The organism is Streptomyces sp. BBFR102 (assembly GCF_051397025.1).
Taxonomy (GTDB): domain Bacteria; phylum Actinomycetota; class Actinomycetes; order Streptomycetales; family Streptomycetaceae; genus Streptomyces.
The window spans coordinates 4889002-4912950 of sequence record NZ_CP195757.1 but is presented as its reverse complement, the minus strand read 5'-3'; the positions used below and the strand labels follow the sequence as shown (position 1 = coordinate 4912950).

The following is a 23949-nucleotide window of genomic DNA, read 5'->3' as shown; positions in this document are numbered from 1 at the left end:
TTCTGGGGTGCGGGGTCAGCGCGTGGTGAGGTCGGTGATGCGCCAGCGGCCGTCGGTGAGGCGGGCGGTGACGGTCAACTGGGCGGCGGCGGTGGCGGGTTCGCCCTTGGCCCGGTGCGAGGTCTGGTCGAGGAAGACCAGCAGCCGCGCCCTGTCGCCGGTCAGCTCGACGACGCCGGTCCGCACGGCCTGGGTGGTGAGGGTGAGCCGTTGCTCGGCGAGGCTCTCGCGGACCTGGTCGAAGAGGTCCTCGTACTGCCGGGCGGCCTTCCCGGCGAGGAGGGCGCGGGCGGAGCGCTCGGTGGCCGCCGTACCGTCCGGGGTGTACGAGAAGATCCGCGCGAGTCCGCCCGAGACCTCGCCGCCGACCTGGGTGGTGGCCTCGGTGTCGGTGAGGGCGCGGTTCTCGGCCGAGGGAGTGGTCCGCAGCTGGTGGGCGCCGTAGAAGAAGCCGCCACCGGCGAGGACGAGGACGGCGGCGAGGGCGGTGGGGGCCCAGCGGCGCCAACGGGGGCGTACGGGGCCGGTGGTGTCCGCCTCGTCGGGGCCGTCGGAGGTCGCGGCCTGTTCCGCGGTGGTGTCCGGGGTCGCGTCGGGGGCCTGCTCCGGGGTCTCGTCCGGGCCGGCGGTCTGGGCGTCGGCCCTTCTCAGCAGTGGTCCCATCAGCGCTTCCCCTCGTCCTGGGCGTCCTCGGGCTCGTCCGCCTGGTCCGCGACCGGGACGGCGCTGAGGGCCCGGACCTTCCAGGTGCCGTCGTCGGTGCGGGAGAGCACGGCCTCCAGGCGTTTGCGGTCGGCGGTCATCGCCTCGGCACCCTCGGGGGTGACCTCGACGCGGACGGTGGCGATGAGCTTGGCGGTGCCCGCGCGGGTGTCCAGCGCGGTGACGGCGGCCTCGGTGACAGTGCCCCGCGCCGAGGGGCCCGCCTCGGGCTCGGTGCGGGCGAGTTCGGTGCGCAGCGGCCCGGTGGCGGTGTCCCGCCAGGCGCGGATGCTCTTCTCGGCGTGTTCGCGGGTGGAGGCGTCGAGGGTGGACAGGGTGGCGAGCGCGTGCCGTCCGGCGTCGAGGGCGGTGTCCCGTTCCCGGCTGTGGGCGAGCCCGTCGTCGCTCCGGGCGTCGGCGTACGTCCAGGCACCGGCCCCGCAGAACAGCGCGGCCACGGCGAGGGCCGCCCCGGTGAGCACCCGGCCCCGCCTCATCGCCCGCTCCGGTCGGCGGGGGCGAGCAGTGCGGACAGGCCGGTGGGGGCCTCGCCCCGCTGCCCCGGCAGGGCGAGGGCGCCGGGGAGCGCGGCCGGGGTGCCGGAGGCGGCGGCGCTGCCCGAGGGCAGGGAGCCGGGCTTGGCCGGGGTGGGGACGGGGCCGCCCTCGGGGGCGTTGCCGGAGCCGCGCACGTTCTTGCCGGAGGAGGCGGGGGCGGTGCAGGCGGCGCCGGTGTTGAGCGGCGGGGCGGTGCCGAGGTCGAGGCCGTTGCGGTAGCGGGTGCCGCCGTAGCCGGTGGTGCAGGGCAGGGGCTTGAAGAAGGTGACGGCCATGCCGAAGTTGACCTTTCCTCCGTCGACGGCGGTGGCTCCGGCGGCGACGGCGGCCGGGTACTTCACGAGCAGTTCCTCGGTGCCGCGCTGGCGGGTGAGCGCCACCTCGGAGGTGGTCAGCAGGTTGGCGAGGACCACGCCGAGGCTCGGGTCGAGGTCGCGCAGGACGCCGCTGACCTGGGCGGCGGCGGCGGGAGTGACGGTGATGAGGCGGCGCAGGTCGGCGTCGGAGCCCTTGAGTTCGCGGGCCAGTTCCTCGGCTCCGGTGGCGAAGTCGCGGATGGCCTCGCCCTCCTCGGCCTGGGTGCGCAGCACGGTCTCGCCGTCCTGGATGAGGCGGGTGGTGGCGGGCAGTTCGCCGTCGGCGGCCTCGACGAAGGCGCTGCCGTGGTCCAGGAGGGCCTGGAGGTCGTCACCGCGCCCCTCGAACGCCCGGCCGAACTCGTCGACCACGGTGCGCAGGGAGTCCAGCGGCACCGAGTGGGTGAGGTCGTTCATGCTGGTGAGGACGGAGGTGACGGGGGCGGGCACCTGGGTGTCGGCCTGGGCGATGCGGGCGCCGTCGGCGAGGTAGGGGCCGGTGTCGCTCGCCGGGCGCAGGTCGATGTACTGCTCGCCGACGGCGGAGAGCGAGGCGACGACCGCCTCGGTGTCGGCGGGGATGCGCGGCGCCGACTTCTTGATCCGCAGCTCGGCGCTGACCCCGTCCGCGGTGAGGCCGATGGGACCGACCCGGCCGACCGAGACTCCCCGGTAGGTGACGTCGGAGTGGGTGAACAGGCCGCCCGTGCGCTCCAGTTCGACGTGTACCGCGTAGTGGTCGGCGACGCCCACGTAGCGGCCGAGGTCGGCGTAGCGGATGCCGAGGAAGGCGAGGACGAGGACGGCGATGAGGAGGAACGCGAGGTTCTTCAGCCGTACGGCGAGGGTGATCACCGGGACCCACCTCCGGCGGTCGGGGTGCCGCTGCCGGGTGCGGAGCCGGTGGGGGTGGTGACGGAGGGCAGGGGCAGCGGGGTGCCGGAGGCCGGCCCGGTGGAAGGGGCGGACGGTGCGCCGGACTCGGGCGCGGCCTTCTTCCCGGGCGCCGCCTTCCGTGGCTCCACGCCGGGCTCGGGGGCGGACGGGGGCTCGGTGGGCGTGGGGTCACCCGGGATCAGCGGGGGGAGGACGGCGGTGCCGGGGGCGGCGGAGAGGTGCAGGTAGGTGTTGAGGTAGTCGCCCTTGACGCCGTGCAGCACCTCGTCGGTGAACGGGTACGTCAGCAGCACCTGGAGCGAGTCGGGCAGGTCGCTCCCGGCGTCGGCGAGGGCCTGGAGGGTGGGGGCGAGCGCCTTGAGGTCGGCGACCATGTCGTCCTTGCTCGCGTCGATGGTGGCGGTGGCGACGCCGGAGAGGGTGTCCAGCGAGCGGAGCATGGCCAGCAGTGAACCGCGCTGCTTCTCCAGGGTCTTCAGGCCCGGGGAGAGGTCGGTGAGGACGGTGCCCACGTCCTTCTTGCGGGTGGCGAGGGTGCTGGAGAGCCGGTTGACGCCGTCGAGGGCGTCGGTGATGGCGTCGCGGTTCTCGTCCAAGGTGGTGACCAGCGTGTTCACCCGTTTCAGCATCGAGCGGACCTCGGGTTCGCGGCCGCCGAGGGCGGCGTTGAGTTCCTGGGTGATGGTCTTGAGCTGGTTGACGCCGCCGCCGTTGAGGAGCAGTGAGAGGGCCCCGAAGACCTCCTCGACCTCGGTGTTGCGGCCGGTGCGGGCCACCGGGATGAGGCTGCCGTCGCCCAGGCGCCCGGCGGCGCTCTCCTTCGCGGGGGCGACGAGCTGGACGTACTTCTCGCCGAGGAGGCTGGACTGCTCCAGGCGGGCGCTCGCGTCGGCGGGCAGCCGCACCTTGCCGTTGACCTCCATGGTGACCCGGGCCGACCAGTCGTCACCGCCGAGTTCGATGCGGGTGACGCGGCCGACGGCGACGTCGTTGACCTTGACCGCGGACTGCGGGACGAGGCTGAGGACGTCGTCCAGTTCGGCGGTGACCGTGTACGGGTCGGAGCCGAGGTCGGCACCGCCGGGCAGCGGGAGGTTCTCGGTGCCCTCGAAGCCGGGCGCGGCCTCGGCGAAGGCGCCGAGTGCCAGGGCGAAGCCGAGGCCGAGGGCGAGGAGGCCGCCGAGTCCGGCGCCGGCCGCCTTGCCGAGGTGCGGGAGGCGCTTCATCGCTTCGCCTCCCCACGCTCGGCGGAGGAGCCGCCGGCGGCGGGCAGCGGGAGCAGGGGGCCGCCGCCGCTGATCTCGTTGAGGTTGGCGCGGCCGTCGAGGGTGCGGGTGTCGGGGTTGTAGGCGCTGACGACGTTCCCGGCGGCCAGCGGGGCGACGTCGAGGGCTTCGGCGAGGGAGGCGCGCTGGTCGACGAGGGCCTGGGTGAGGGGGGCCAGCCGGTCGACGTTCTTCTTCAGCTCGCCCCGGTTGTCCTTGACGAACTCCTTGACCTGGCCGAGGGCCTTGCCGAGTTCCCTCAGGGCGCCGGACAGGTCGTCCTTGTTGTCGGCGAAGAAGGTGGTGACGTCGTCCAGGCGCTCCTGGGCGGTGCGCACCTCGCCGTCCTTGTCCTTGAGCATGGTGACGAAGACCTGGAGCTGGGCGAGGGTGGTGAAGAGGTCCTCACTGCTCCCGTCGAGGGTCTTGGCGGCCTTGCCGAACTGCTCGATCGACTCGCCGATGGCCTTGCCGTTGCCGTCGAGGTTCCGGGCGCCGGTGTCGAGGAGGCCGGAGAGGGCGCCGGAGGAGTTGGCGCCGTCGGGGCCCAGTGCGGTGGCCAGTTCGGTGAGGGAGTCGTAGAGCTGGTCGATCTCGACGGGGGTGCGGTTGCGGCTCGCCGGGAGTTCGGCACCGTCGGCGAGGGCCGGGCCGGATGTGTAGGCGGGGGCGAGCTGGACGTAGCGGTCGGCGACGACGCTGGGGGCGACGACGACGGCGCGGGCGTCCGCGGGCAGCCGTACGCCCTCGTCCAGGGCGAGCAGGACGCGGACCTTGGTGCCCTGCGGCTCGACCGACTCGACCTCGCCGACGCGGACGCCGAGGACCCGCAGGTCGGAGCCGGCGTAGACGCCGACGGCGCGGTCGAAGTAGGCGGTGACGCGGGTGGTGCCCGCGTCCAGGAGGCGGACGGCGACGAGGCCGCCGGCGGCCAGCACCACCAGGGCGAGGGCCGCGCTGAGGATTCTTCCGCGCTGGGTCATCGGGCACCGCTCCCCTTCGCCGCCGCCTGCCGCGGCGGGAGGCATCCGGTCTTGGGCTGGGACTGCTCGGGCAGGTAGGCGCGGGGGACGACGCCGCACAGGTAGCTGTCGAGCCAGCGGCCGTTGCCGAGGGTGTTGCCGACGAGCCGGTAGTAGGGGCCGACCAGGGCGAGGGTCCTGTCCAACTGCGTCTTGTTCTTCTCCAGGACGCCGGTGACCCGGCTGAGGGCCTTCAGGGCCGGGCCGAGCTGCTTGCCGTTGTCGTCGACCAGGCCGCCGAGTTCGGTGGAGAGGTTCCGGCTGCCCTTGAGCAGGGCGCGGATGGCGTCGCGGCGCTCCTTGAGTTCGCCGAGGAGCGGCCCGCCGTCCTCGATGAGCGTCTCGAAGCTGGACTTCCTGTTCTTCAGCGTCCTGGTGAACGTGGCGCTGCCCTCCAGGAGTTCGGCGAGCTTCGCGTCCCGTTCGGAGATCGAGGCGGAGAGCGCGGAGAGGCCGGTGGCGGCCTTGCGCACGTGCGGCGGGGAGTCCTTGAAGGTGTCGGAGATGGTCTCGAAGCTCTCCGCGAGCTTGCCGGTGTCGATCTCGTCCACGGTGGAGCCGAGGTCCTGGAAGGCGGTGGTCACGTCGTACGGGGAGGTGGTGCGGGTCAGCGGGATACGGGCACCGGGGTCCTGGGCGCGGGAGCCCAGCGGGTCGAGGGCGAGGTACTTCTCGCCGAGCAGGGTCTTGATGGCGATGGCGGCGGTGGACCGGTCGCCGACCCAGGCGTCCTGGACCTCGAAGGTGACCTCGACCTTGGCGCCTTCCAGGGCGACGCCGGTGACCTGTCCGACCTTGACCCCGGCGACCCGCACCTCGTCGCCGTCGCCGAGCCCGGCCGCCTCGGAGAAGTCGGCGGTGTACGTGGTGCCGCCGGCCAGCGGCAGCCGCTCGACGTTGTACGCGAGGGCGGCGAGCAGGGCGAGGGCGAGCAGGCCGACGAGGGCGACGGCGACGGGGTTGCGGTCCTTGACGGGCTTGAGGCGGGGGCGGCGGCTCATCCCTGGCACCTCGCTTCGGTGAGGCCGATGCCGGTGGGCGGCTTCGAACCGTCGTCGGTCTCCACACCGCTCACACGCGCCTCGCAGAGGTAGAGGTTGAACCACGACCCGTACGAGGAGACCCGGGCCAGGGCGGTCATCTTGGCGGGCGTCTTCGCGAGGAACTCCTCTATCTGCGGGGCGTGTTCGCCGAGGGTGGTGGAGAGCCTGCCGAGTTCGGCGATGTCCTTCTTGAGGGGGGCCCGGCCCTCCTGGAGCAGATCGGCGGTGACGGTGGTGAGGTCGCCCATCGCCGCGACGGCCCTGCCCAGCGGCTTGCGGTCGCCGTTGAAGCCGGTGACGAGCTTCTGGAGGGTGGTGACGAGGTCGTCGAAGCCCGCCTCGCGCTCGTTGAGGGTGGCCAGGACGGTGTTGAGGTTGTCGATCACCTCGCCGATCACCTGGTCCTTGGCGGCGACCGTCGTCGTCAGCGAGCCGACATGGCGGATGAGGCCGTCGACGGTGGCGCCCTCGCCCTGGAGGACCTGCACGATGGAGCCGGCCAGCTCGTTGACGTCCCTGGGGGAGAGCCCTTCGAAGAGCGGCTTGAAACCGTTGAAGAGGAGGGTGAGGTCGAGGGCGGGGGTGGTGCGGCCGACGGGGATGGTGGCGCCGCCCTCCAGGGTCCCGGCGAGGTCGCCGCTGCCCCGGTCGAGGGAGACGTACCGCTGGCCGACCATGTTGAGGTACTTGACGGCGGCGGTCGCCGAGCGCGGCAGCGTCCGTTCCTTCCGCACGGTGAAGGTGACCTGGGCGAGCCGCCGGTCGACCACGCGGACGTCGGTGACCTCACCGACCTTCACCCCGGAGATGCGCACGCTGTCGCCGTCGAGGAGTCCGGTGACATCGGTGAACAGGGCCTTGTACGTGGTGGTGCCGGTGCGGACGCCGGTGTTGGCGATGCTGAGGCCGAGGACGGTGGTGGCCAGCACGGTGACCACGAGGAAGGCCAGGGACTTCAGCACCGGTCCGGTCAGGCCGCGGCGGCGGGTGTGCGGGTTCCGGTCGGTCATTCGAGGGTCACCTCCGCGCCCCGGAACGCCGGTCCCGCGAGCAGGCTGCTCCAGTCGGGCAGCTCGCCGGGGCTCTGCCCGGCACCGGGGGCCAGCAATTCGTTGACGAGGTCGTTCTCCTGCGGGGAGTTGGCCGGACCGAGTTCCCCTCCGGCGGTGGCCTCGGGCTGGGCGGCGGGTTTCACCGAGGTGCCGAGGTAGGGCACCGGGTAGCAGCGGGGGCCGCCCGAGGCGTCGTACGAGGGGGTGTCGCGGCCCGGCTGGTAGGCGCCACGGGAGGGGACGGCGGTGACCTCGACGGTCAGTCCCGGCCGGTCGGTGCCCTTGCCGAGCGCCTTGTCCATCGCGGGCACGAACTCGGCGAGGGTGCGCAGGGTGCAGGGGAAGGACGGGGAGTACTCGGCGAGCAGTTCCAGGGTCGGCCGGCTGGTGGCGCCGAGGCGGATGATGTTCGCCTGGTTCTGCCGCAGGAAGGCGGTCAGGTCCTCGGCGGTGCGGGTGGTGGCGCCGTAGGTCGCGGCGAGCCGCCCCTCCTGCTCGGCGAGGGTGGAGCTGGTGGTGGTGAAGTCGGTGAGCGCGGTGAGGATGCCGGGGGCCGCGTCGGCGTAGACGTGGCTGACCTCGACCAGGTGGCGCAGGTCGCGGTTGAGGGCCGGCAGGTGCGGGTTGAACTTCGCCAGGTGCGTGTCGAGCGTGGTGAGGGTCTCCCCCAGCTTCTCGCCGCGCCCCTCCAGGGCCTGGGAGACGGCGGAGAGGGTGGCGGAGAGTTTCTGCGGCTGGACGGCGGTGAGCATCGGCAGGACGTTGTCGAGGACCTGCTGGAGTTCGACGGCGCTGCTGGAGCGGTCCTGCGGGATGACGGCCCCGGCGGCGAGCGCCTGGCCGGTGGCCTGCTTCGGCGGGACGAGCGCCACGAACCGTTCACCGAACAGCGTGGTGGGCAGCATCTGCGCCCGTACGTCGGCGGGGACCCCGGCCAGCGCGCCCGGCTTCATGGCGAGGGTGAGGCGGGCCCCGCTGCCGGTGGCGTCGATGGCGCGGACCTCGCCGACGACGACCCCGCGCAGTTTCACCTCGGCGCCCAGGTGCATCTCGTTGCCGACGCTGCCGGTCTCCACCACCACCGGCTCGGAGCGGGTGAACCGCTTGTCGTAGACGGCGACGGCCAGCCAGATCAGCAGGGCCGGGACGAGCAGGAAGACGATGCCGGCACTTCTGCGGCGCAGCGTCGCGCCCGGGTCGGTACCCATCTCACCCCGCCACCTTCACGGTCGTGGTCGCGCCCCACAGGGCCAGCGACAGGAAGAAGTCGGTGACGCTGATCAGCACGATGGCGTTGCGCACCGAGCGGCCGACGGCCACGCCGACCCCGGCGGGTCCGCCCTGGGCGCGGAAGCCGTAGTAGCAGTGGGCGAGGATCACCAGCACGCTGAAGATCAGCACTTTCAGCACCGACAGCAGGACGTCCGTCGGTGAGAGGAAGAGGTTGAAGTAGTGGTCGTAGGTGCCCCGGGACTGGCCGTTGAAGAAGACGGTGATGTAGCGGGAGGCGACGTAACTGGAGAGCAGCCCGATCGCGTAGAGCGGGATGATGGCGACGACGCCGGCGATGATGCGGGTGGTGACGAGGTACGGCATGGAGCGGATGCCCATGCCTTCGAGGGCGTCGACCTCCTCGTTGATGCGCATCGCGCCGAGCTGGGCGGTGAAGCCGGCGCCGACGGTGGCGGAGAGGGCGAGGCCCGCGACGAGCGGGGCGATCTCGCGGGTGTTGAAGTAGGCGGAGACGAAGCCGGTGAAGGCGGCGGTGCCGATCTGGTCGAGGGCGGCGTAGCCCTGGAGGCCGACGACGGTGCCGGTGAAGAGCGTCATCGCGATCATCACGCCGACGGTGCCGCCGATGACGCCGAGTCCGCCGGAGCCGAAGGCGACCTCGGCGAGCAGCCGCTGCACCTCCTTGAGGTAGCGGCGCAGCGTGCGCGGGACCGCGGCCAGGGCCTTGGCGTAGAAGACGAGCTGGTCGCCGGAGCGGTCGAGCCAGGCGAGCGGGGAGGCCATCGGCGCCTCAGCCTCCCTTCGGCGGGACGATCTGGAGGTAGAGGCCCGTCATCACCATGTTGACGAAGAAGAGGAGCATGAAGGTGATGACGACCGACTGGTTGACGGCGTCGCCGACGCCCTTGGGGCCGCCGCGCGGGTTGAGGCCGCGGTAGGCGGCGACGATGCCGGCGATGAACCCGAAGATGAGCGCCTTGAGTTCGCTGATGTACAGGTCGGGCAGCTGGGCGAGGGCGGAGAAGCTGGAGAGGTAGGCGCCGGGGGTGCCGCCCTGGAGGATGATGTTGAAGAAGTAGCCGCCGAGGGTGCCGACCACCGAGACCATCCCGTTGAGCAGCACCGCGACCGACATGGTGGCGAGTACCCGGGGCACCACCAGGCGCTGTACGGGCGAGACGCCCATGACCTCCATGGCGTCCAGCTCCTCGCGGATCTTGCGGGAGCCGAGGTCGGCGCAGATCGCGGAGCCACCGGCGCCCGCGATGAGCAGGGCGACGATCAGCGGGCTGGCCTGCTGGATGACGGCGAGGACGCTGGCGCCGCCGGTGAAGGACTGGGCGCCGAGCTGCTGGGTGAGCGAGCCGACCTGGAGGGCGATGACGGCGCCGAACGGGATGGAGACCAGGGCGGCGGGCAGGATGGTGACGCCGGCGATGAACCAGAACTGCTCGATGAACTCCCGGAACTGGAAAGGCCGTCGGAAGATCGCCCGGGTCACCTCCGCGGCCAGCGCGAAGAGCCGGCCGGTCTGCCGCAGCGCCCCCGTGATCACGAGCCGCTCCCGGCGCGGGGGACGGTGCGGGTGGGCGCGGAGGCATCCCTCGCGTAGGTGTCGCGGATGGCTTCACGGGCGGCCGGGGGCAGGGTGCCCAGCAGGGAGAGGACGCGCTCGCGGCGGCGGGCGACGGCCTGGCGGGGCGGCAGGCCGTCGGTGGGCTGGAGCTGGGGGGCGATGACGCGCGGGGCGTCGGGGCGGCCTGTGGCGCTGGCCGCCTCGGCGGCGAGGGTGGCGGCGTCCTTCTCCTCGGACATGCCGATGGGGCCCTCGCGGCGGCCGCGGAGGAACTGGGCGACCACCGGTTCCTCGCTGGTGAGCAGGACCTCGCGGGGGCCGAAGGTGACCAGCTCGCGGCGGAAGAGCATGCCCATGTTGTCGGGGACGGTGGCGGCGATGTCGAGGTTGTGGGTGACGATGAGCATCGTCGCGTCGATCTGCGCGTTGAGGTCGATGAGGAGCTGGGAGAGGTAGGCGGTGCGGACCGGGTCGAGGCCGGAGTCGGGCTCGTCGCAGAGGATGATCTGCGGGTCCAGGACGAGGGCGCGGGCGAGGCCGGCGCGTTTGCGCATGCCGCCGCTGATCTCGCCGGGCAGCTTGCCCTCGGAGCCGAGGAGCCCGACGATCTCGATCCGCTCCATGACGGTCCGCCGGATCTCCGACTCCTTCCTGCGGGTGTGCTCGCGCAGCGGGAAGGCGATGTTGTCGAAGAGGGACATGGAGCCGAAGAGGGCGCCGTCCTGGAACATGAGACCGAAGAGCTTCCGGGTCTCGTAGATGTCCCGTTCGGGGCTGTTCACCATGTCGACGCCGTTGATGAGGACCCGGCCGCGCTCGGGTTTGAGCAGTCCGACGAGCGATTTCAGGAATACGGTCTTCCCGGTACCGGAAGGGCCGAGCATGACGCTGACCTCTCCGGCGGGAAGGGTGAGCGTCACGTCCTGCCAGATGTTCTGCTTGCCAAAGGACTTGGTCAGGCCGTCGACCACCACTTCGATTCCCATTTCACCTCCAGCAAGCCTTTTTCGGGTGGGCGCCGCGGACGTTCCTGGTGTGCACCGCGGGGCGCACGGTAAGTCGGCGCGAGGGGCGCGGACAATGGGTGGGGCACGACATTCCCGAGGTTTCCGCGTCTTTGTCACCGGGGTGACAAGACCGTTTCCCTCGTTTGTCTCCGGGCGACAGCCAGGGCCCCGTGCCACCGGGGGGCCGGATGGCCGGGGCCCTGCTGACGGACGCCCGCCCCGGAAGGAGGACCGAGGCCGGAAAGCGTCCCCCGGCACACCGGCCGGCGGACGCCGCCGGACCTGGAGCCGAGCGACGCACCGGAACGCTACGGCCCGGTAACCTCTGTCGGCAATACCAGGTCGCGAGATTGCGGAAAGAGGGACTTCGGCCACCGGGGTTTTGTCATCCCGATGACAGGAAAGGGCTCCCCTTTTGTCACCCGGGAGCACACAAGGAGCCGCCGTCCGGGAATCACCGCGTCCCATCCCTGACGGTGCCGCATGATCGATCAGAATTGTCGACAATGCGCACCGGGCCGCCAAGTGGGCCGCACCCACCACTCACCCCGGAAACAGGAATTCCCCTTCCGTAAAGAATCTTCGACCGCTCCATTGTTCCGGAAAGTTTCCCGCAAGTAACGTCTGGCCACGCGGTCGAGGACCACCGGGCCGCGGTCCGCCCGGCCGCCTCCCGGCTCCGGTGCGGCCCACCCCCACTCTCTGCCGGTCAATCCAACAAGGAGCGTCCCAGAGCCATGCGGAAATCCCTCAGGAAGATCGCCCTCGTCGCCGGTGCCGCCACGGCCGCCATCGGGCTCACCGCCGGTACCGCCTCGGCCGTGCCCTCGACCGTGTGGACGGTCAGCCCGTCCCCGGCCGACTTCACGGCCGCCAACAGCGGGAACATCGTGCTGAGCGTCAACGGCATCGCCATGACGTGTACGACGTCCGGCGCCTCCGGCACCATGCAGAGCGCCACCGGCAACCCCGCCACGGTGGCGAACATCAACGCCATCAACTTCGGCGCCGGCGGCTCGCCGTGCACCAGCGTCCTGGGCAACGTGACCACCGTCGCCACCGTGCCGTGGACGGTCGTGGCCGCGGACTACGACGCCGCGACCCAGGTCACCACGGGCCACGTCGGCAACATCGACGCCGACGTGACGGTCGGCGCCTGCAAGTTCCGCGTGACCGGCAAGGCGAGCAGCACCTACACCAACTCCACCGGCGCCCTGGCGGTCAGCAGCGCCTCCGGCGACCTCACCGTCGTCTCGTCCACCAACTGCGGTGCGGCCGTGCCGGTCGGCGCCAGCCCGACCTTCAAGGGCACCTACCTGGTCAAGCAGACCGGCACCAGCGTGATCCCGACGATCGTGGGGTCCAACCCGTAACAGGTCCCCTCTCCCCGGTCCGTCCGGCTCGGCCGGGCGGACCGGGGGCGTGTCCGCACGAGGTGACCGACCCAGCCAGCCCCGAGGAGCGCCCGTGAAAGGTCCCCGTACTTCCCCCCAGAGCCCCCGCCGTCCCGGTGCCCGGCGTGCGGTGATCGCCGCCTTCGTCGTGCTGGCCGCCATGGTTCCGGCGGCGGGGACGGCCCTGGGGGCGCAGGAGGTGGAGGCCGAACTGCCCTACGTGTGCGCCTTCCCCTCCGGGCCGCAGCCGGTGACGGTGCGGGTGGCCGCGCGCTTCCCCGACTCCGCCGCCCAGGGCGAGGAGATCGTGCCCGCCGATGTGAGGACCACCGTCGAACTGCCCGAGGCGGCCGTCGCGGAGCTGGACGCGGCGCCGGGTGCCGAGGTGCGTGGCTCGACGGAGCTGGCCATCGCGCTCTTTCAGGGCGAGGCGGAGGCACAGGCGTCCTGGCGCGGTACGGCCGAGCCGGTGGCCGTACCGGCCGAGGGGCCGCTCGTGCTGGAGTCGGCGGGGGACGTGCCCTCGGTCACGCCCGGCTCGGCCGGCGAACTCAGCTTGCGCGCGGGCACCTTGGAACTGGCCCTGGAGACCAGGAACGCCTCCGGCCCGGACGGCCCCCCACAGCAGCCTGGCGAACCCGTCTCCGTCTCCTGCGCGCTCGCCGGCGGCGCCCCGGGGGGCGGGCTGCTGGCCACCGTCCCCGTCTCCCCCGCCAAGGCGCCCGGTCCGGGCGAAGGCCCGTCACCCTCGGCCGGACCGGGCGGGTCCGCCGGGAAGGAGGCGGGGGAACCGGAGCGTTCCGCACCGCCCCGGGGGCGCCTCACCGTGGAGGCGGACGCTCCGCAGGACGCACCGCCCTGCCGGGCCGAGGAACCGACACCGGCCACCCTGACCGCCTACATCACCGGCTACTCGAACGTACGCAAGCTGGAGGGCTCCTCCCTCATCCCGCTCTCGTGCATGGTGATCGAGCAGGGGGAATCCGTGCCCCTGGACGAGAACTTCTCCGGCCTGCGCCAGCCGGCCGAGGTGAACCTCTCCTACGAGGGCCGCCGCCAGACGCCGCCGGCCAAGGCCACGTTCCTGACCTACGGCTTCGTTCCGACAACCGCCACGATGGTCCTCGAACAGGTGGGGCGGGTCCACCTGGAGGCGGATCTGCGGTTCGCGCCCTACCTCAACGTGATCTCCAGCATCCGCGCCTCACTGGTGCTCCGCCTCTCCGACGTGAAGGTCAACGGCGTCCCCCTGGACGTGGGCCCCGGCTGCCGCACCGAGACACCGCTCACCTCACCGGACCCGGAGCCGGAGCGGTTCCCCGAAGATCACATGGTGCTGCACGGGTACAGCTACCAGATCCCGCCGGACGACGCCGTCGGCTACATGGTGTCCTCCGGAGGCCCGCTCACCAGCGAGATCACCATCCCCGCCTTCACCGGCTGCGGCACCTCCGACGGCGAGGACCTCAACCGCCTGCTCACCGCGTCGATCTCCGGGCCCGGCAACTACGTGAAGCAGATCCAGGGCCAGACCTGCACGCCGGACCTGGCGGACACCGAGAACATGAAGGAGTACTGCACCCCCGACGGCCAGCCCCGCATCATCCCCACGCCCGAACGCTGACCCCGCGCCCCCTCCCGCCCCTCCGCCGAAAGGACCCGCCATGCGCCCCACCCGCGCCAGACTCACCCTCGCCGCCACCGCCGCCGCCACCGTGCTCGGCACCCTCGCCTCGACCGGCACCGCGACCGCCGCCACACAGCCGGCCGGCGCCTGGGCGCCGTTCACCCGGTGTCCGGTGGACGCCCCGGCGATGCTCGGCGCCGACGGCCTCGACCGCTCTCCGCAGTGCGTGGTGTCGTACGCGACCAGCGGCACCATCAAACTGGGCAACACCACCGTCGTCACCGGGAACAGCAACCTCCAGATCGGTGTCGTCCAGAACACGGACGGCACCAGCACCGTGGTGGCGCCCCCGGCGGGGTCGATCATCGCCGACTCCGCGACCGTCCCCGGGGGACTGCTCGGACTGATGTGCCCGAGCGACGTCCCGTTCGTCACCGACATCTGCAAGAAGCTCACCGACGGCAAGCTCAACAAGATCACCGCGACGCTCGAATCGGCGGGCGCGCCCTCGGAGTTCGACCAGATCGCCGGTGTCGTGACGGACATGCCGATCGTGCGGATACCGGTGCGGATCAAGCTGGAGAACCCCTTCCTCGGCGACGACTGCTACATCGGCACCGCGTCCGAGCCGGTCGTGCTGCGCCCGCACAACGCCGACGCCCCCGAGTTCACCGTCGACCGCTTCAACGGCGCCGGCGGCACCCCGAACGAGGAGGACGGCGACGCCAGCCGCATCAACCTGCTCGGCTCCACCCAGGTCGACGACACCTTCGCCGTTCCGGGCGCCAGCGGGTGCGGCCTCGGCCTGCTCGGCGTCATCGACGGCGCGGTCAACCTCAAGACCGGCCTGCCCTCGGCCGCCGGCAACAACAAGCTGACCCTGAACGACACCCAGACCCACCTCGGCGGCCTGTACGCCCCGGGCACCGTCGCCCCCGACGCCGGCAAGGTCCTCGCCGAGTACTGGCACGGCGCCGCCGGCTGACCGGCCCCGCGAGCCCGTACCGCCGGTTCCCGGCCGCACCGCGAGACGCCCCGCTGCACAGCGTGCCATTCTGTGTACGAACGGTGTACATCACAGGGGAGTTGAACTACCTTCACCTTTCCACGTCGTCATGCACCTGCCGGTTGCCTCCGGGCGCCCCTCCTCCATCCGGCGAGGGGCGCCCTCGGCCTCCCCCACCGGGCGCGCAGGAGAGCAAGGGATCACTCATGCCCTCGATCGCACAGCCAATGGACGTCGGTGAACCACTCGACCCACTGCCCCGCGAGTTCGCGGCCTTCATGCGGCCGGAACTCCCCGGCCTCATCAGGGAGATCCGCCTGGAGGTGACCCGGGCCTACCCGGAGTACGGCCGCCTCCTCAACGGCCCGCACGCCGACGCCGTCCGCCAGGGCGTCGCCCAGGCACTCTCCGCCTTCGTCGACCGGGTCGCCGACCCCGGCGCGGGGTGCGCCCTCCGCGACGAGCTGCTGCGCAAGTTCGGCCGCGTCGAGGCGTACGAGGGCCGGGAACTGGACAGCCTGCACGGCGCGTACCGGCTCGGCGCGCGGATCGCGTTGCGCCGCGCCAAGACCATCGGCCGCCAGTACAGCCTCTCCCCCAACGTGATCCTCACCTTCGCCGACACCGTCTTCGCCTACGTCGACGAGCTGGAGGCCCTCTCCCGCGAGGGGTACGCCGAGGTCCAGGCCCGCGCCGCCTCCGAAGTCTCCGCGGTACGAAGACAGCTGCTCCACCTCATCCTCGCCGCGCCGCCCCTCCCGCACGCCACCATCGCCTCCCTGTGCGAGGCCGCCGCCTGGGAACTGCCCGAGCGGTGCACACTGATCGCGCTGCGCGCCCCGGTCCCCGACCAGCTCCAGGCCCACCTGGACGAGGACGTCCTCGCCGACCCGGGCATCCCCCAGCCGCACCTGCTCGTCCCCGGTCCGCTCACCGCCGCCCGCCGCGCCATGCTCGACCGGGCGCTCGGCGCCACCCACGCGGTGGCCGGGGCGACGGTCCCCCCGGCGCAGGCCGCCGACTCGATCCGCTGGGCCCGCCGCGTCCTGGCGCTCATCGACGACGGGGTCATCCCGGACGCGCCCCTGGTCTTCTGCGAGGACCACCTGACGACCCTGTGGCTGCTGGCCGACCCCGCCCTCGTCGCCCGCCTCGCCGCCCGCGAACTGGCTCCGCTGGACGGCCTCTCCGCCAGCCGCCGCGACCGCCTCGTCGAGACCCTGCGGGTCCACATCTCCACCCGCGCCCCCGCCGAACAGGTCGGCGAGACCCTCGGCGTCCACGCCCAGACCGTCCGCTACCGCCTGCGCAACCTGGAGAGCCACCTCGGCGCCCGCCTCACCGACCCCGACCACCGCTTCGCCCTGGAGGCGGCGTTGCGGTCGCTGCACGTTCAGGGCCGGGGCGGACGGGGCTGACCGGCCCGGCGGCCGTTCCCGCACCCCACCGCGGCAACGGCGAAGGCCCGGCACCCGCACCGCCCCCCGCACCCGTGTCGGTGCGAAGGCCGGACGCGGGGGCCGGGCCCTGTGTCCCGTCCCGCCTCCTGCCGGCCGCCGCGTCAGCAGCCCAATACCCGCGCCCCTGCTCCGGTCTCGGCCGGAGCGGGGGCGCCCACCAGGTACGACGGCGACAGGAGGGGGAGGCGAGTCACTTGCTGACGGCGAAGCGCATCAGGGCACGCTCGTCGCCCTGCTTGATCTTCCCGGTCTCGTTGATCACCTGGAGCTTCCAGCCGGAGCCGACCCGCATCGCCTTCGCCACGGCGCAGCCGTTGTCGTCGGTGAGCAGGCTCGGCCAGATGTCGGCGACCTGCTGGGAGCTGCCGCCGGTGGCGTCGTAGACCTTGAAGCTGATGTTCCGGGCGTTCTGGAACGAGCTGCGCTTCTTGTAGGCGGCGGCGATGAAGACGATGCTGTTGATGTTGGTCGGCACCCGGGCGAGCTCCACGGTCACCGTCTCGTCGTCGCCGTCACCGTGACCGGTCTGGTTGTCCCCGCTGTGCACCAGCGAGCCGTTGCCCAGCGGGTCCAGCGAGTCCAGACCGGCGAGGCGGACGGGTTCGTCGTTCTGCATCGCGATGGCGATCAGGTCGAGGTCCGTACCGGCCTTCTGCCGCATCTTGCCGAGGATGCCGCCGCTGGCACCGACGGTGGGGTCCCAGGAGACTCCGATGGACAGATGGGTCACCCCGTCCAGGTCGGCCGGGCCGTCTTCCTTCTGCAACGTGATCATGCGTGATCCCCTTGGTGGTGAGACTGCTACAGATGCAGTGTGCCTGGTTGGTCCGGCGGCCGGGCGGGGAGGGGCCGCGCGCGGGCGTGGGGGCGCCGGGGATTCGGCTGCGCTCCTGGGCTCGTGCCTCGCCGTCAGGACCGCCCGCCCCGGTCCCCCGCGCGCCTACCGGGTGCGGTGAGGACAGGCGCCGGCCCCGTGGGCACCCGCGGTCGGACCGGCGAGGGGGCCGTGCCGTACAGGTGACGCGAAGCCGCCCCCGCCGTTGCGGCGGGGGCGGCTTCGCGGTGCTGTCCGGTCGGAACACTACTCCCGGACGCCGACGCCCCGGACCGGCGGGGTGCCCGGGAGCCGGCCGACGGGCAGCGCCGTGGCGACCGGAGCGAGGACGACGGGACCACCGACGATGGCGATCCGGCTGACGGCCGGGGCGTACGGCAGGTGCCGGCCGGGGGGTGCACGCCCGAGGTGAGGGTGACGGCGGCGACGACCTCGGCGCCCGCGCCGGGTCCCGCCGCTGCCGGGACAGCGGGGAGGGGGACGCCTCGACCCCAGGGCAGCCCGCCGGCCCGAAGCCCTTCCTCCCGCGCCCCGGCCCGGGTGGCGCGGGCACCACCGACAGCCCGGACCACGGCCCCTCAGCGCCCTACCGCTTGACGCCCACGAACCCCCACTGCTCCACCGGCTCACCGGCCGGCGGCGCGTCGGGACGCCACAGGCTGATCGAGCCGAACCCGGGGGAGAGCAGTTCGAGGCCGTCCGCGAAGGACGCCACGATCTCCTGAGGCCGGGAGACGTAGGGGACGGCGCCCCCGTCGGCGTACTCGTCCGAGCCCGCCCTGGTCAGCGGCGTCTCGATCGTGTCGCACAGGACCAGGTGGCTGCCGGACGGCAGTGCGCCGAGGTACGCGCGGACCAGCGCGCTCGCCTCGGCGTCGTCGGCGACGTGGCCGAGGGTGGACATCAGGAGCACGGCGACCGGCCGGCTGAGGTCCAGGGTGCGGCCCGCCTCACGGAGCACCGCCGGCGCGTCGGTGAGGTCCGCGTGGACGTAGTCCGTGGCGCCCTCGGGGCCGCTGGTCAGCAGGGCCCGGGCGTGCGCCAGGACGATCGGGTCGTGGTCGACGTAGACGACGCGGGAGGCCGGGGCGGCGGCCTGCGCCACCTCGTGGGTGGCCTCGGCGGTGGGCAGGCCGGTGCCGAGGTCGAGGAACTGGCGGACCCCCGCCTCCCCCGCGAGGTGGCGCACCGCGCGTGCCTGGAACTGCCGGGAGGCCCGGGCGATGTCGACGATCTGCGGGAACAGCTCCGCCATCCGCCGCCCCAGCTCGCGGTCGGCCTCGTAGTGGTCCTTGCCGCCCAGCCAGTAGTTCCAGATCCGTGCGGAGTGCGGCACTCCGGTGTTCAGCCCCTGCTCGGCCGGCGGCGTCATCTTCCGTCTCCCCTCACGCGGTTCGGCGGACCGCCCGCCGTGGGACGACCGCCCGGCGTGCCCGGTCGCCCTGGCACGGTCATGGTCGCGCACAGATCCCGCGCGCACCAGCCCCTCGCGCCCCACGGCTGCCCCGCCGTCACGGACCGGGCCGCGCCACGGCACGGTCAGAGCAGGCGGCGGATGTCCCCGCGGACGCGGTAGAAGCCACCGGACGCGGCGTGCACGGCGTCCACCACGTACCGTGCGCCGGGCTCGCGGATCGCGCGCGGGAACTGGACGTTCCACGACGGGTCGTACCCCTCGGTGGTGACCTGGACCCGCAGGCGGCCGGCCTCCTGGACGCACTCGACCACGACGGACCCGGCGGGGACCCGGCCGACCGAGGCCAGCGCGTCGGCCGCCGTGGCCGGGGCGCGGGCGGGCAGCGCGGCGGCGAGCTTCACGTCCCGGGCGAGGGGCACCGAGCCCTTCTGGGCGGCGGTGACCGCCGCCTCGCTCGCGTCGACGCAGACCAGCGAGCCGTCCGTGGTGACCAGGTAGAGCCGCTCGTCGCGGTACTGCATGGACAGGGCCGAGCCGCCGCCCGTGCCGAGCTTCCACAGCCGGGTGCCGTCGCGGTCGAAGCAGTAGACGGAGGAGGCCGAGTCGGCGGCGAAGACGAAGCGGCCCCCGGGAGAGGTCGCGCAGGAGTAGACGGCACCGTCGCAGGCGAAGGTGGCCTCGACCGCTCCGGTCGTCTTCGACAGCCGCTGCACCACGCGGCGGGCCGTGCCCGCGTAGACCGCGTCGTCCTCCTGCCAGCCGAAGAGGACGCCGCCCCTGGTCGGGGTGTGCCAGTACTGGCCGCCGCCGTCGGGGCGGTAGGCGGTGACGCCGCCGCTGTGGCCGTGGTAGACCGCGCGGTCGTCGGCGCGGATCATCCAGGCGTGCTCGCCCTGGCCGCGGCGGGCCCACTGGTGCTCGTCCTCGTGGTCGATGACGGTGAGGCCGCCGGAGCGGTCCGAGACGTTCAGTACGCCCTCGTGGATGTCGAGCCAGAAGATGTCGACGTCGGCGGCGATGTCGTAGGCGGCGAAGGGGAGCTTGGCGGAAAGGTCGTAGACCTTGCCGTCGTCGCACCCCGCGTAGATCCAGAAGTCGTCCGCCACCAGGCACTTGACGCCTTCGGGCAGGCCGAAGCGGGCGAGGACGGTGCCGTCGTGGTCCAGGGTGTAGACGTCGCCCGCCTGGTTGCCCACCCAGCAGCGGTCCTCGTCCACGTGGATGCCGAAGGCGGCGGAGCCGGTGCAGAACCGCCACAGCACGGGGGCGACGGCGCGCGCCGTGGAGGGGGTGGAGGAGACCTGGCGCCGCGTCACCGCACGCGGGGCGCGCTGTCCGGGGACGGCGGGGGCGTACCCCTTGCGGGACTTCTCGGCGACCTTCCTCGCGGCGGCGGCCACCGCCTTCTCCCGGGTGGGGAAGGTGGTGGTCTGGGTCTGCCCCGCCGCGCCGATCCGTCCGTACCGGACCGTCACCACGTGGTCGGCGACGGTCACCTCGTAGAACTTGTGGGCGGATCCGTCGTCCTGCGACAGCTCCAGATACGTCGTGGTCACCGTGGCTCCGGCGGACATGGCGGACCCCTCCCCGAGAACGGGCCCGCCGGCCGCTCCGGCGAGTCCCACTGACGGAACCGTAGGAGAGGGGACTGACAACAGGACGTACCCTGCCGCAAGGACGGATGGGGAGCACGGCGAAGGAGAGGAGCCACGATGAGCGACGTGAGCCGGGTGTCCGAGGCGGACCTGCGGTACCTGCTCCGTTGTGTGGAGCTGGCCGAGGAGGCGCTCGACGCGGGCGACGAGCCGTTCGGGTCGGTCCTGGTGGGCGGGGACGGCACCGTACTCGCCGAGGACCACAACCGGGTGGCCTCCGGGGACCGCACCCGCCACCCGGAGTTCGCGCTCGCCCGCTGGGCGGCGGAGCACCTGACGGTGGCCGAGCGGGCGGCGGCCACCGTCTACACCTCGGGCGAGCACTGCCCGATGTGCGCGGCGGCGCACGCCTGGGTGGGGCTGGGCCGGATCGTGTACGCCGCCTCCTCGGAACAGCTCACCGGCTGGCTGGCGGAGTGGGGCGTGCCGGCGGCCCCGGTCGCCGCCCTGCCCGTGGCGGCGGTCGCCCCCGAAGTCGCGGTGGCGGGTCCGGCGCCGGAGTTGACCGAGCAGGTCAGGGCGCTCCACGCCCGCCTGCACGGCGCCGGACGCGGCGAAGGCTGAGCCCGGAGCGGACCGCGCGCCACCCCGGCCCCGGCACCGCCCGCCGACGGGAACCGGACGCGGGGCGCGGGACGCGGGCGGCGCGATCCGCCCGCCCCTCCCCGCGCGGTGTCCGGTCACCGGACACGAGCGAGAAGGGGGGACGGGCTGCGGAGGGGACAGGGGAGTACCGCCGCGCCGGCGCTCCGGGGCCGGTGACGCCCGTCCGTGCCCGCTCGCCCTCCGGAACCGGCCGAGCGCACGTACATCGCTATCGACGGCCCGCTCCCCCGCCCGGCCGCCGGTCCGCCCCGGACCTCGTCGCGGCGCGCGCCCCGTCCGGGACCACGGCCGGCCCCGGTTCCCCCCTGCCCCCGAGGCCCGCGGAACGACCGGAACCGGTCACCCGGCCCAGCGCTCCCGCTGACCCGATCCCGCCTCTTGACGCCCGTCGCCGTCTTCTCCAGCATTCACCTCGTCCCACCACGGAGGCACTCCCCGCTCCCGGCCGACCCGGCGGGCCACCTCCGCCGGGCACCACGCTCATCGCTCACCGCGCCACCGCTCGCCGGTGTCCGGGCGAGGCCCCATCCGCCCGGCGCCCCGCACCTTCCGTCCTGTCCCCGTACGGAGATCCGGAGCCCCGCGATGATCCTTTCCGCCCGTAGTCGTGCCGCCGCCGTGCTGGCCGTGGCCGCCCTGCTCGGTCCGGCGGCCTCGCAGTCCGCCGCCCAGCCCGCCCCGGCCTCCGCGGAGGCACCGGCCGCGCCCGACATCCCGCTGGGGAACGTGAAGGCGCACCTCGCCCAGCTCCAGTCGATCGCCACCGCCAACGGCGGCAACCGGGCCCACGGCCGGCCCGGCTATCTGGCCTCGGTGGACTACCTCAAGGCCAAGCTGGACGCGGCCGGGTTCACCACCTCGCTCCAGACCTTCACGGCGAGCGGCACCACCGGCTACAACCTGATCGCCGACTGGCCCGGCGGCGACCCGGACCAGGTCCTGATGGCCGGCGCGCACCTGGACTCGACCGCCTCCGGCCCGGGCGTCAACGACAACGGCACCGGCTCGGCCGCCGTCCTGGAGACCGCGCTCGCCGTCTCCCGCGCCCAGCTCACGCCCACGAAGCACCTGCGGTTCGGCTGGTGGGGCGCGGAGGAACTCGGGCTGCTGGGCTCGCGGGCGTACGTCGGCAGCCTCTCGGCGGCCCAGCGCGCCACGTTCGCCGGCTACCTCAACTTCGACATGATCGGCTCGCCGAACCCGGGTTACTTCGTCTACGACGACGACCCGGCCATCGAGAAGACCTTCAAGGACCACTACGCCGGTCTCGGTATCCCCACCGAGCCCGACACCGAGGGCGACGGCCGCTCCGACCACGCCAGTTTCAAGAACGCCGGGATACCCGTCGGCGGCCTGTTCACCGGGGCCGGCAACCGCAAGACGGCCGCCCAGGCGCAGAAGTGGGGCGGCACCTCGGGGCAGCCCTTCGACCGCTGCTACCACTCGTCCTGCGACACCGCGGCCAACATCGACGACACCGCGTTGGACCGCAACAGCGACGCCGTCGCCCACGCCGTGTGGACGCTGGGCACCTCCGGCAGCCTCGGGCTCCCCTCCTGAGTAACCCACCGGAACCTCAAAAGCCCCAAAGCATTACGGAACGGTCACCTTCCCCCCTCTCCGAGGAGACCGGCGCGAGATCGAAAGAGCGGTCGGGTTAGCATATGAGCACCGCCTAGCTCGAAAGATAAACCTGTGACTGTCAACGAGGACTCGTTCACCAACTGGAAGAACCGCGAGGAGATCGCGGAGTCGATGATCCCGATCATCGGGAAGCTGCAGCGTGAGCGGGACGTCACCGTCCTCCTCCACAGCCGCTCCTTGGTGAACAAGTCGGTGGTCAGCATCCTGAAGACGCACCGGTTCGCGCGGCAGATCGCGGGCGCCGAGCTCTCGGTCACCGAGACGATGCCGTTCCTGGAGGCGCTGACCACACTCGACCTGGGGCCGTCGCAGATCGACATCGGCATGCTCGCCGCGACCTACAAGACCGACGACCGCGGCCTGTCCGTCGCCGAGTTCACCGCCGACGCGGTGGCCGGTGCCACCGGCGACCAGAAGATCGAACGCCGCCAGCCGCGCGACGTCGTCCTCTACGGCTTCGGCCGGATCGGCCGCCTCGTCGCCCGCCTGCTCATCGAGAAGGCCGGCTCCGGCAACGGGCTGCGGCTGCGCGCCATCGTGGTGCGCCGGGGCAAGGGGCAGGACATCGTCAAGCGCGCCTCGCTGCTGCGCCGCGACTCCATCCACGGCCAGTTCCAGGGCACCATCACCGTGGACGAGGCGAACGGCAAGATCATCGCCAACGGCCACGAGATCCAGGTGATCTACTCCGACGACCCGGCCAAGGTCGACTACACGGAGTACGGCATCAAGGACGCCATCCTCATCGACAACACCGGCCGCTGGCGCGACCGCGAGGGGCTCTCGAACCACCTGCGCCCCGGCATCGCCAAGGTCGTCCTGACCGCCCCGGGCAAGGGCGACGTCCCCAACATCGTGCACGGCGTCAACCACGAGGACCTCAAGCCCGACGAGCAGATCCTCTCCTGCGCCTCCTGCACCACCAACGCGATCGTCCCGCCGCTGAAGGCGATGGCGGACGAGTACGGCGTGCTGCGGGGCCACGTGGAGACCGTCCACTCGTTCACCAACGACCAGAACCTGCTGGACAACTACCACGCCTCCGACCGCCGGGGCCGCTCCGCGCCGCTCAACATGGTCATCACCGAGACCGGCGCCGCCTCCGCCGTCGCCAAGGCGCTGCCCGAACTGAAGGCGCCGATCACCGGCAGTTCGATCCGCGTCCCCGTGCCGGACGTCTCGATCGCCATCCTCAGCCTGCGGCTGGGTCGCGAGACCACCCGCGCGGAGGTCCTCGACCACCTCCGCGCGGTGTCGCTGACCTCGCCGCTGAAGCGCCAGATCGACTTCACCACCGCCCCCGACGCGGTCTCCAGCGACTTCATCGGCTCGCGCCACGCCTCGATCGTCGACGCCGGCGCCACCAAGGTCGACGGCGACAACGCCATCCTCTACCTCTGGTACGACAACGAGTTCGGCTACTCCTGCCAGGTCATCCGGGTCGTCCAGCACGTCTCCGGGGTCGAGTACCCGACCTTCCCGGCCCCCGAGTCCGCCTGACCCGGGCCTGCCCACACCCCGACGGGCGCCACCCGCTCCCCCTGCCGCACAGCGGGGAGACCGGGCGGCGCCCGTCGGCGGTTCCCGAGGCGTCC

General features: G+C 72.7%; 21 protein-coding genes. 7 read left to right on the top strand and 14 right to left on the bottom strand.

Annotated elements, in window-relative coordinates; genetic code table 11:
* Positions 1–15 precede the first annotated feature (15 nt).
* From ACSLIC_RS21760 to ACSLIC_RS21710, 11 genes are read right to left on the bottom strand one after another with little or no spacing between them, the layout of a single operon-like run.
* Positions 16–663 (bottom strand): hypothetical protein, encoded by a 648-nt coding sequence (locus tag ACSLIC_RS21760; protein WP_436739387.1) that lies wholly within the window; start codon positions 661–663, stop codon positions 16–18.
* Positions 663–1199 carry a hypothetical protein gene (locus ACSLIC_RS21755; RefSeq protein ID WP_436739386.1) on the bottom strand — a complete coding sequence of 179 codons (537 nt, stop codon included), beginning with the start codon at positions 1197–1199 and terminating at the stop codon, positions 663–665. The genes ACSLIC_RS21760 and ACSLIC_RS21755 overlap by 1 nt, the downstream gene beginning before the upstream one ends.
* Complete coding sequence (locus ACSLIC_RS21750; RefSeq protein ID WP_436739385.1) at positions 1196–2470, bottom strand: MlaD family protein; 1275 nt, start codon at positions 2468–2470, stop codon at positions 1196–1198. The genes ACSLIC_RS21755 and ACSLIC_RS21750 overlap by 4 nt, the downstream gene beginning before the upstream one ends.
* Entirely contained in the window at positions 2467–3738 is a 1272-nt protein-coding gene (locus ACSLIC_RS21745; protein ID WP_436739384.1) for an MCE family protein, read from the bottom strand. Before ACSLIC_RS21745 ends, ACSLIC_RS21750 begins: the two co-directional genes overlap by 4 nt.
* On the bottom strand, positions 3735–4760 hold the full coding sequence (locus tag ACSLIC_RS21740; RefSeq protein ID WP_436739383.1) for an MCE family protein: 1026 nt from the start codon (positions 4758–4760) through the stop codon (positions 3735–3737). The genes ACSLIC_RS21745 and ACSLIC_RS21740 overlap by 4 nt, the downstream gene beginning before the upstream one ends.
* Positions 4757–5800 (bottom strand): MCE family protein, encoded by a 1044-nt coding sequence (locus ACSLIC_RS21735; protein WP_436739382.1) that lies wholly within the window; start codon positions 5798–5800, stop codon positions 4757–4759. Before ACSLIC_RS21735 ends, ACSLIC_RS21740 begins: the two co-directional genes overlap by 4 nt.
* Positions 5797–6852, bottom strand: a complete 1056-nt coding sequence (locus ACSLIC_RS21730) for an MCE family protein (RefSeq protein ID WP_436739381.1) — start codon at positions 6850–6852, stop codon at positions 5797–5799. Before ACSLIC_RS21730 ends, ACSLIC_RS21735 begins: the two co-directional genes overlap by 4 nt.
* Positions 6849–8102 (bottom strand): MCE family protein, encoded by a 1254-nt coding sequence (locus ACSLIC_RS21725; protein ID WP_436739380.1) that lies wholly within the window; start codon positions 8100–8102, stop codon positions 6849–6851. Before ACSLIC_RS21725 ends, ACSLIC_RS21730 begins: the two co-directional genes overlap by 4 nt.
* A gap of 1 nt (position 8103) precedes the next feature.
* Entirely contained in the window at positions 8104–8910 is an 807-nt protein-coding gene (locus ACSLIC_RS21720) for an MlaE family ABC transporter permease (RefSeq protein WP_436739379.1), read from the bottom strand.
* Positions 8911–8917: 7 nt separating this feature from the next.
* Positions 8918–9682 carry an MlaE family ABC transporter permease gene (locus ACSLIC_RS21715; protein WP_436739378.1) on the bottom strand — a complete coding sequence of 255 codons (765 nt, stop codon included), beginning with the start codon at positions 9680–9682 and terminating at the stop codon, positions 8918–8920.
* Positions 9679–10689 carry an ABC transporter ATP-binding protein gene (locus ACSLIC_RS21710; protein WP_436739377.1) on the bottom strand — a complete coding sequence of 337 codons (1011 nt, stop codon included), beginning with the start codon at positions 10687–10689 and terminating at the stop codon, positions 9679–9681. Before ACSLIC_RS21710 ends, ACSLIC_RS21715 begins: the two co-directional genes overlap by 4 nt.
* Positions 10690–11447: 758 nt before the next feature.
* On the opposite strand from ACSLIC_RS21710, the gene ACSLIC_RS21705 reads away from it, so the two are divergent.
* From ACSLIC_RS21705 to ACSLIC_RS21690, 4 genes are all read left to right on the top strand, one after another.
* Positions 11448–12083 (top strand): hypothetical protein, encoded by a 636-nt coding sequence (locus ACSLIC_RS21705; RefSeq protein ID WP_436739376.1) that lies wholly within the window; start codon positions 11448–11450, stop codon positions 12081–12083.
* 94 nt (positions 12084–12177) lie between these two features.
* Entirely contained in the window at positions 12178–13728 is a 1551-nt protein-coding gene (locus ACSLIC_RS21700; protein WP_436739375.1) for a DUF6801 domain-containing protein, read from the top strand.
* A 40-nt stretch (positions 13729–13768) separates the two neighbouring features.
* Complete coding sequence (locus ACSLIC_RS21695; protein ID WP_436739374.1) at positions 13769–14716, top strand: hypothetical protein; 948 nt, start codon at positions 13769–13771, stop codon at positions 14714–14716.
* A gap of 227 nt (positions 14717–14943) precedes the next feature.
* Positions 14944–16155, top strand: coding sequence for a helix-turn-helix domain-containing protein (locus ACSLIC_RS21690; protein ID WP_436739373.1), 1212 nt, complete (start codon positions 14944–14946; stop codon positions 16153–16155).
* 232 nt (positions 16156–16387) lie between these two features.
* Here ACSLIC_RS21690 and ACSLIC_RS21685 read toward each other — a convergent pair whose 3' ends face one another.
* From ACSLIC_RS21685 to ACSLIC_RS21675, 3 genes are all read right to left on the bottom strand, one after another.
* A complete protein-coding gene (locus tag ACSLIC_RS21685) occupies positions 16388–16972 on the bottom strand; it encodes a TerD family protein (protein ID WP_436739372.1) in 585 nt (194 codons plus the stop codon).
* 646 nt (positions 16973–17618) lie between these two features.
* On the bottom strand, positions 17619–18404 hold the full coding sequence (locus ACSLIC_RS21680) for an SAM-dependent methyltransferase (protein ID WP_436739371.1): 786 nt from the start codon (positions 18402–18404) through the stop codon (positions 17619–17621).
* A 167-nt stretch (positions 18405–18571) separates the two neighbouring features.
* Positions 18572–20023 (bottom strand): WGR domain-containing protein, encoded by a 1452-nt coding sequence (locus tag ACSLIC_RS21675; RefSeq protein ID WP_436739370.1) that lies wholly within the window; start codon positions 20021–20023, stop codon positions 18572–18574.
* Positions 20024–20161: 138 nt separating this feature from the next.
* Between ACSLIC_RS21675 and ACSLIC_RS21670 the strand changes: the two genes are divergently transcribed.
* The 3 genes from ACSLIC_RS21670 to ACSLIC_RS21660 all read left to right on the top strand — a co-directional run bounded on the left by ACSLIC_RS21670 (position 20162) and on the right by ACSLIC_RS21660 (position 23854).
* A complete protein-coding gene (locus ACSLIC_RS21670) occupies positions 20162–20668 on the top strand; it encodes a nucleoside deaminase (protein WP_436739369.1) in 507 nt (168 codons plus the stop codon).
* 627 nt (positions 20669–21295) lie between these two features.
* A complete protein-coding gene (locus ACSLIC_RS21665; RefSeq protein ID WP_436739368.1) occupies positions 21296–22270 on the top strand; it encodes a M28 family metallopeptidase in 975 nt (324 codons plus the stop codon).
* Positions 22271–22405: 135 nt separating this feature from the next.
* Complete coding sequence (locus ACSLIC_RS21660; RefSeq protein WP_436739367.1) at positions 22406–23854, top strand: glyceraldehyde-3-phosphate dehydrogenase; 1449 nt, start codon at positions 22406–22408, stop codon at positions 23852–23854.
* Positions 23855–23949 lie beyond the last annotated feature (95 nt).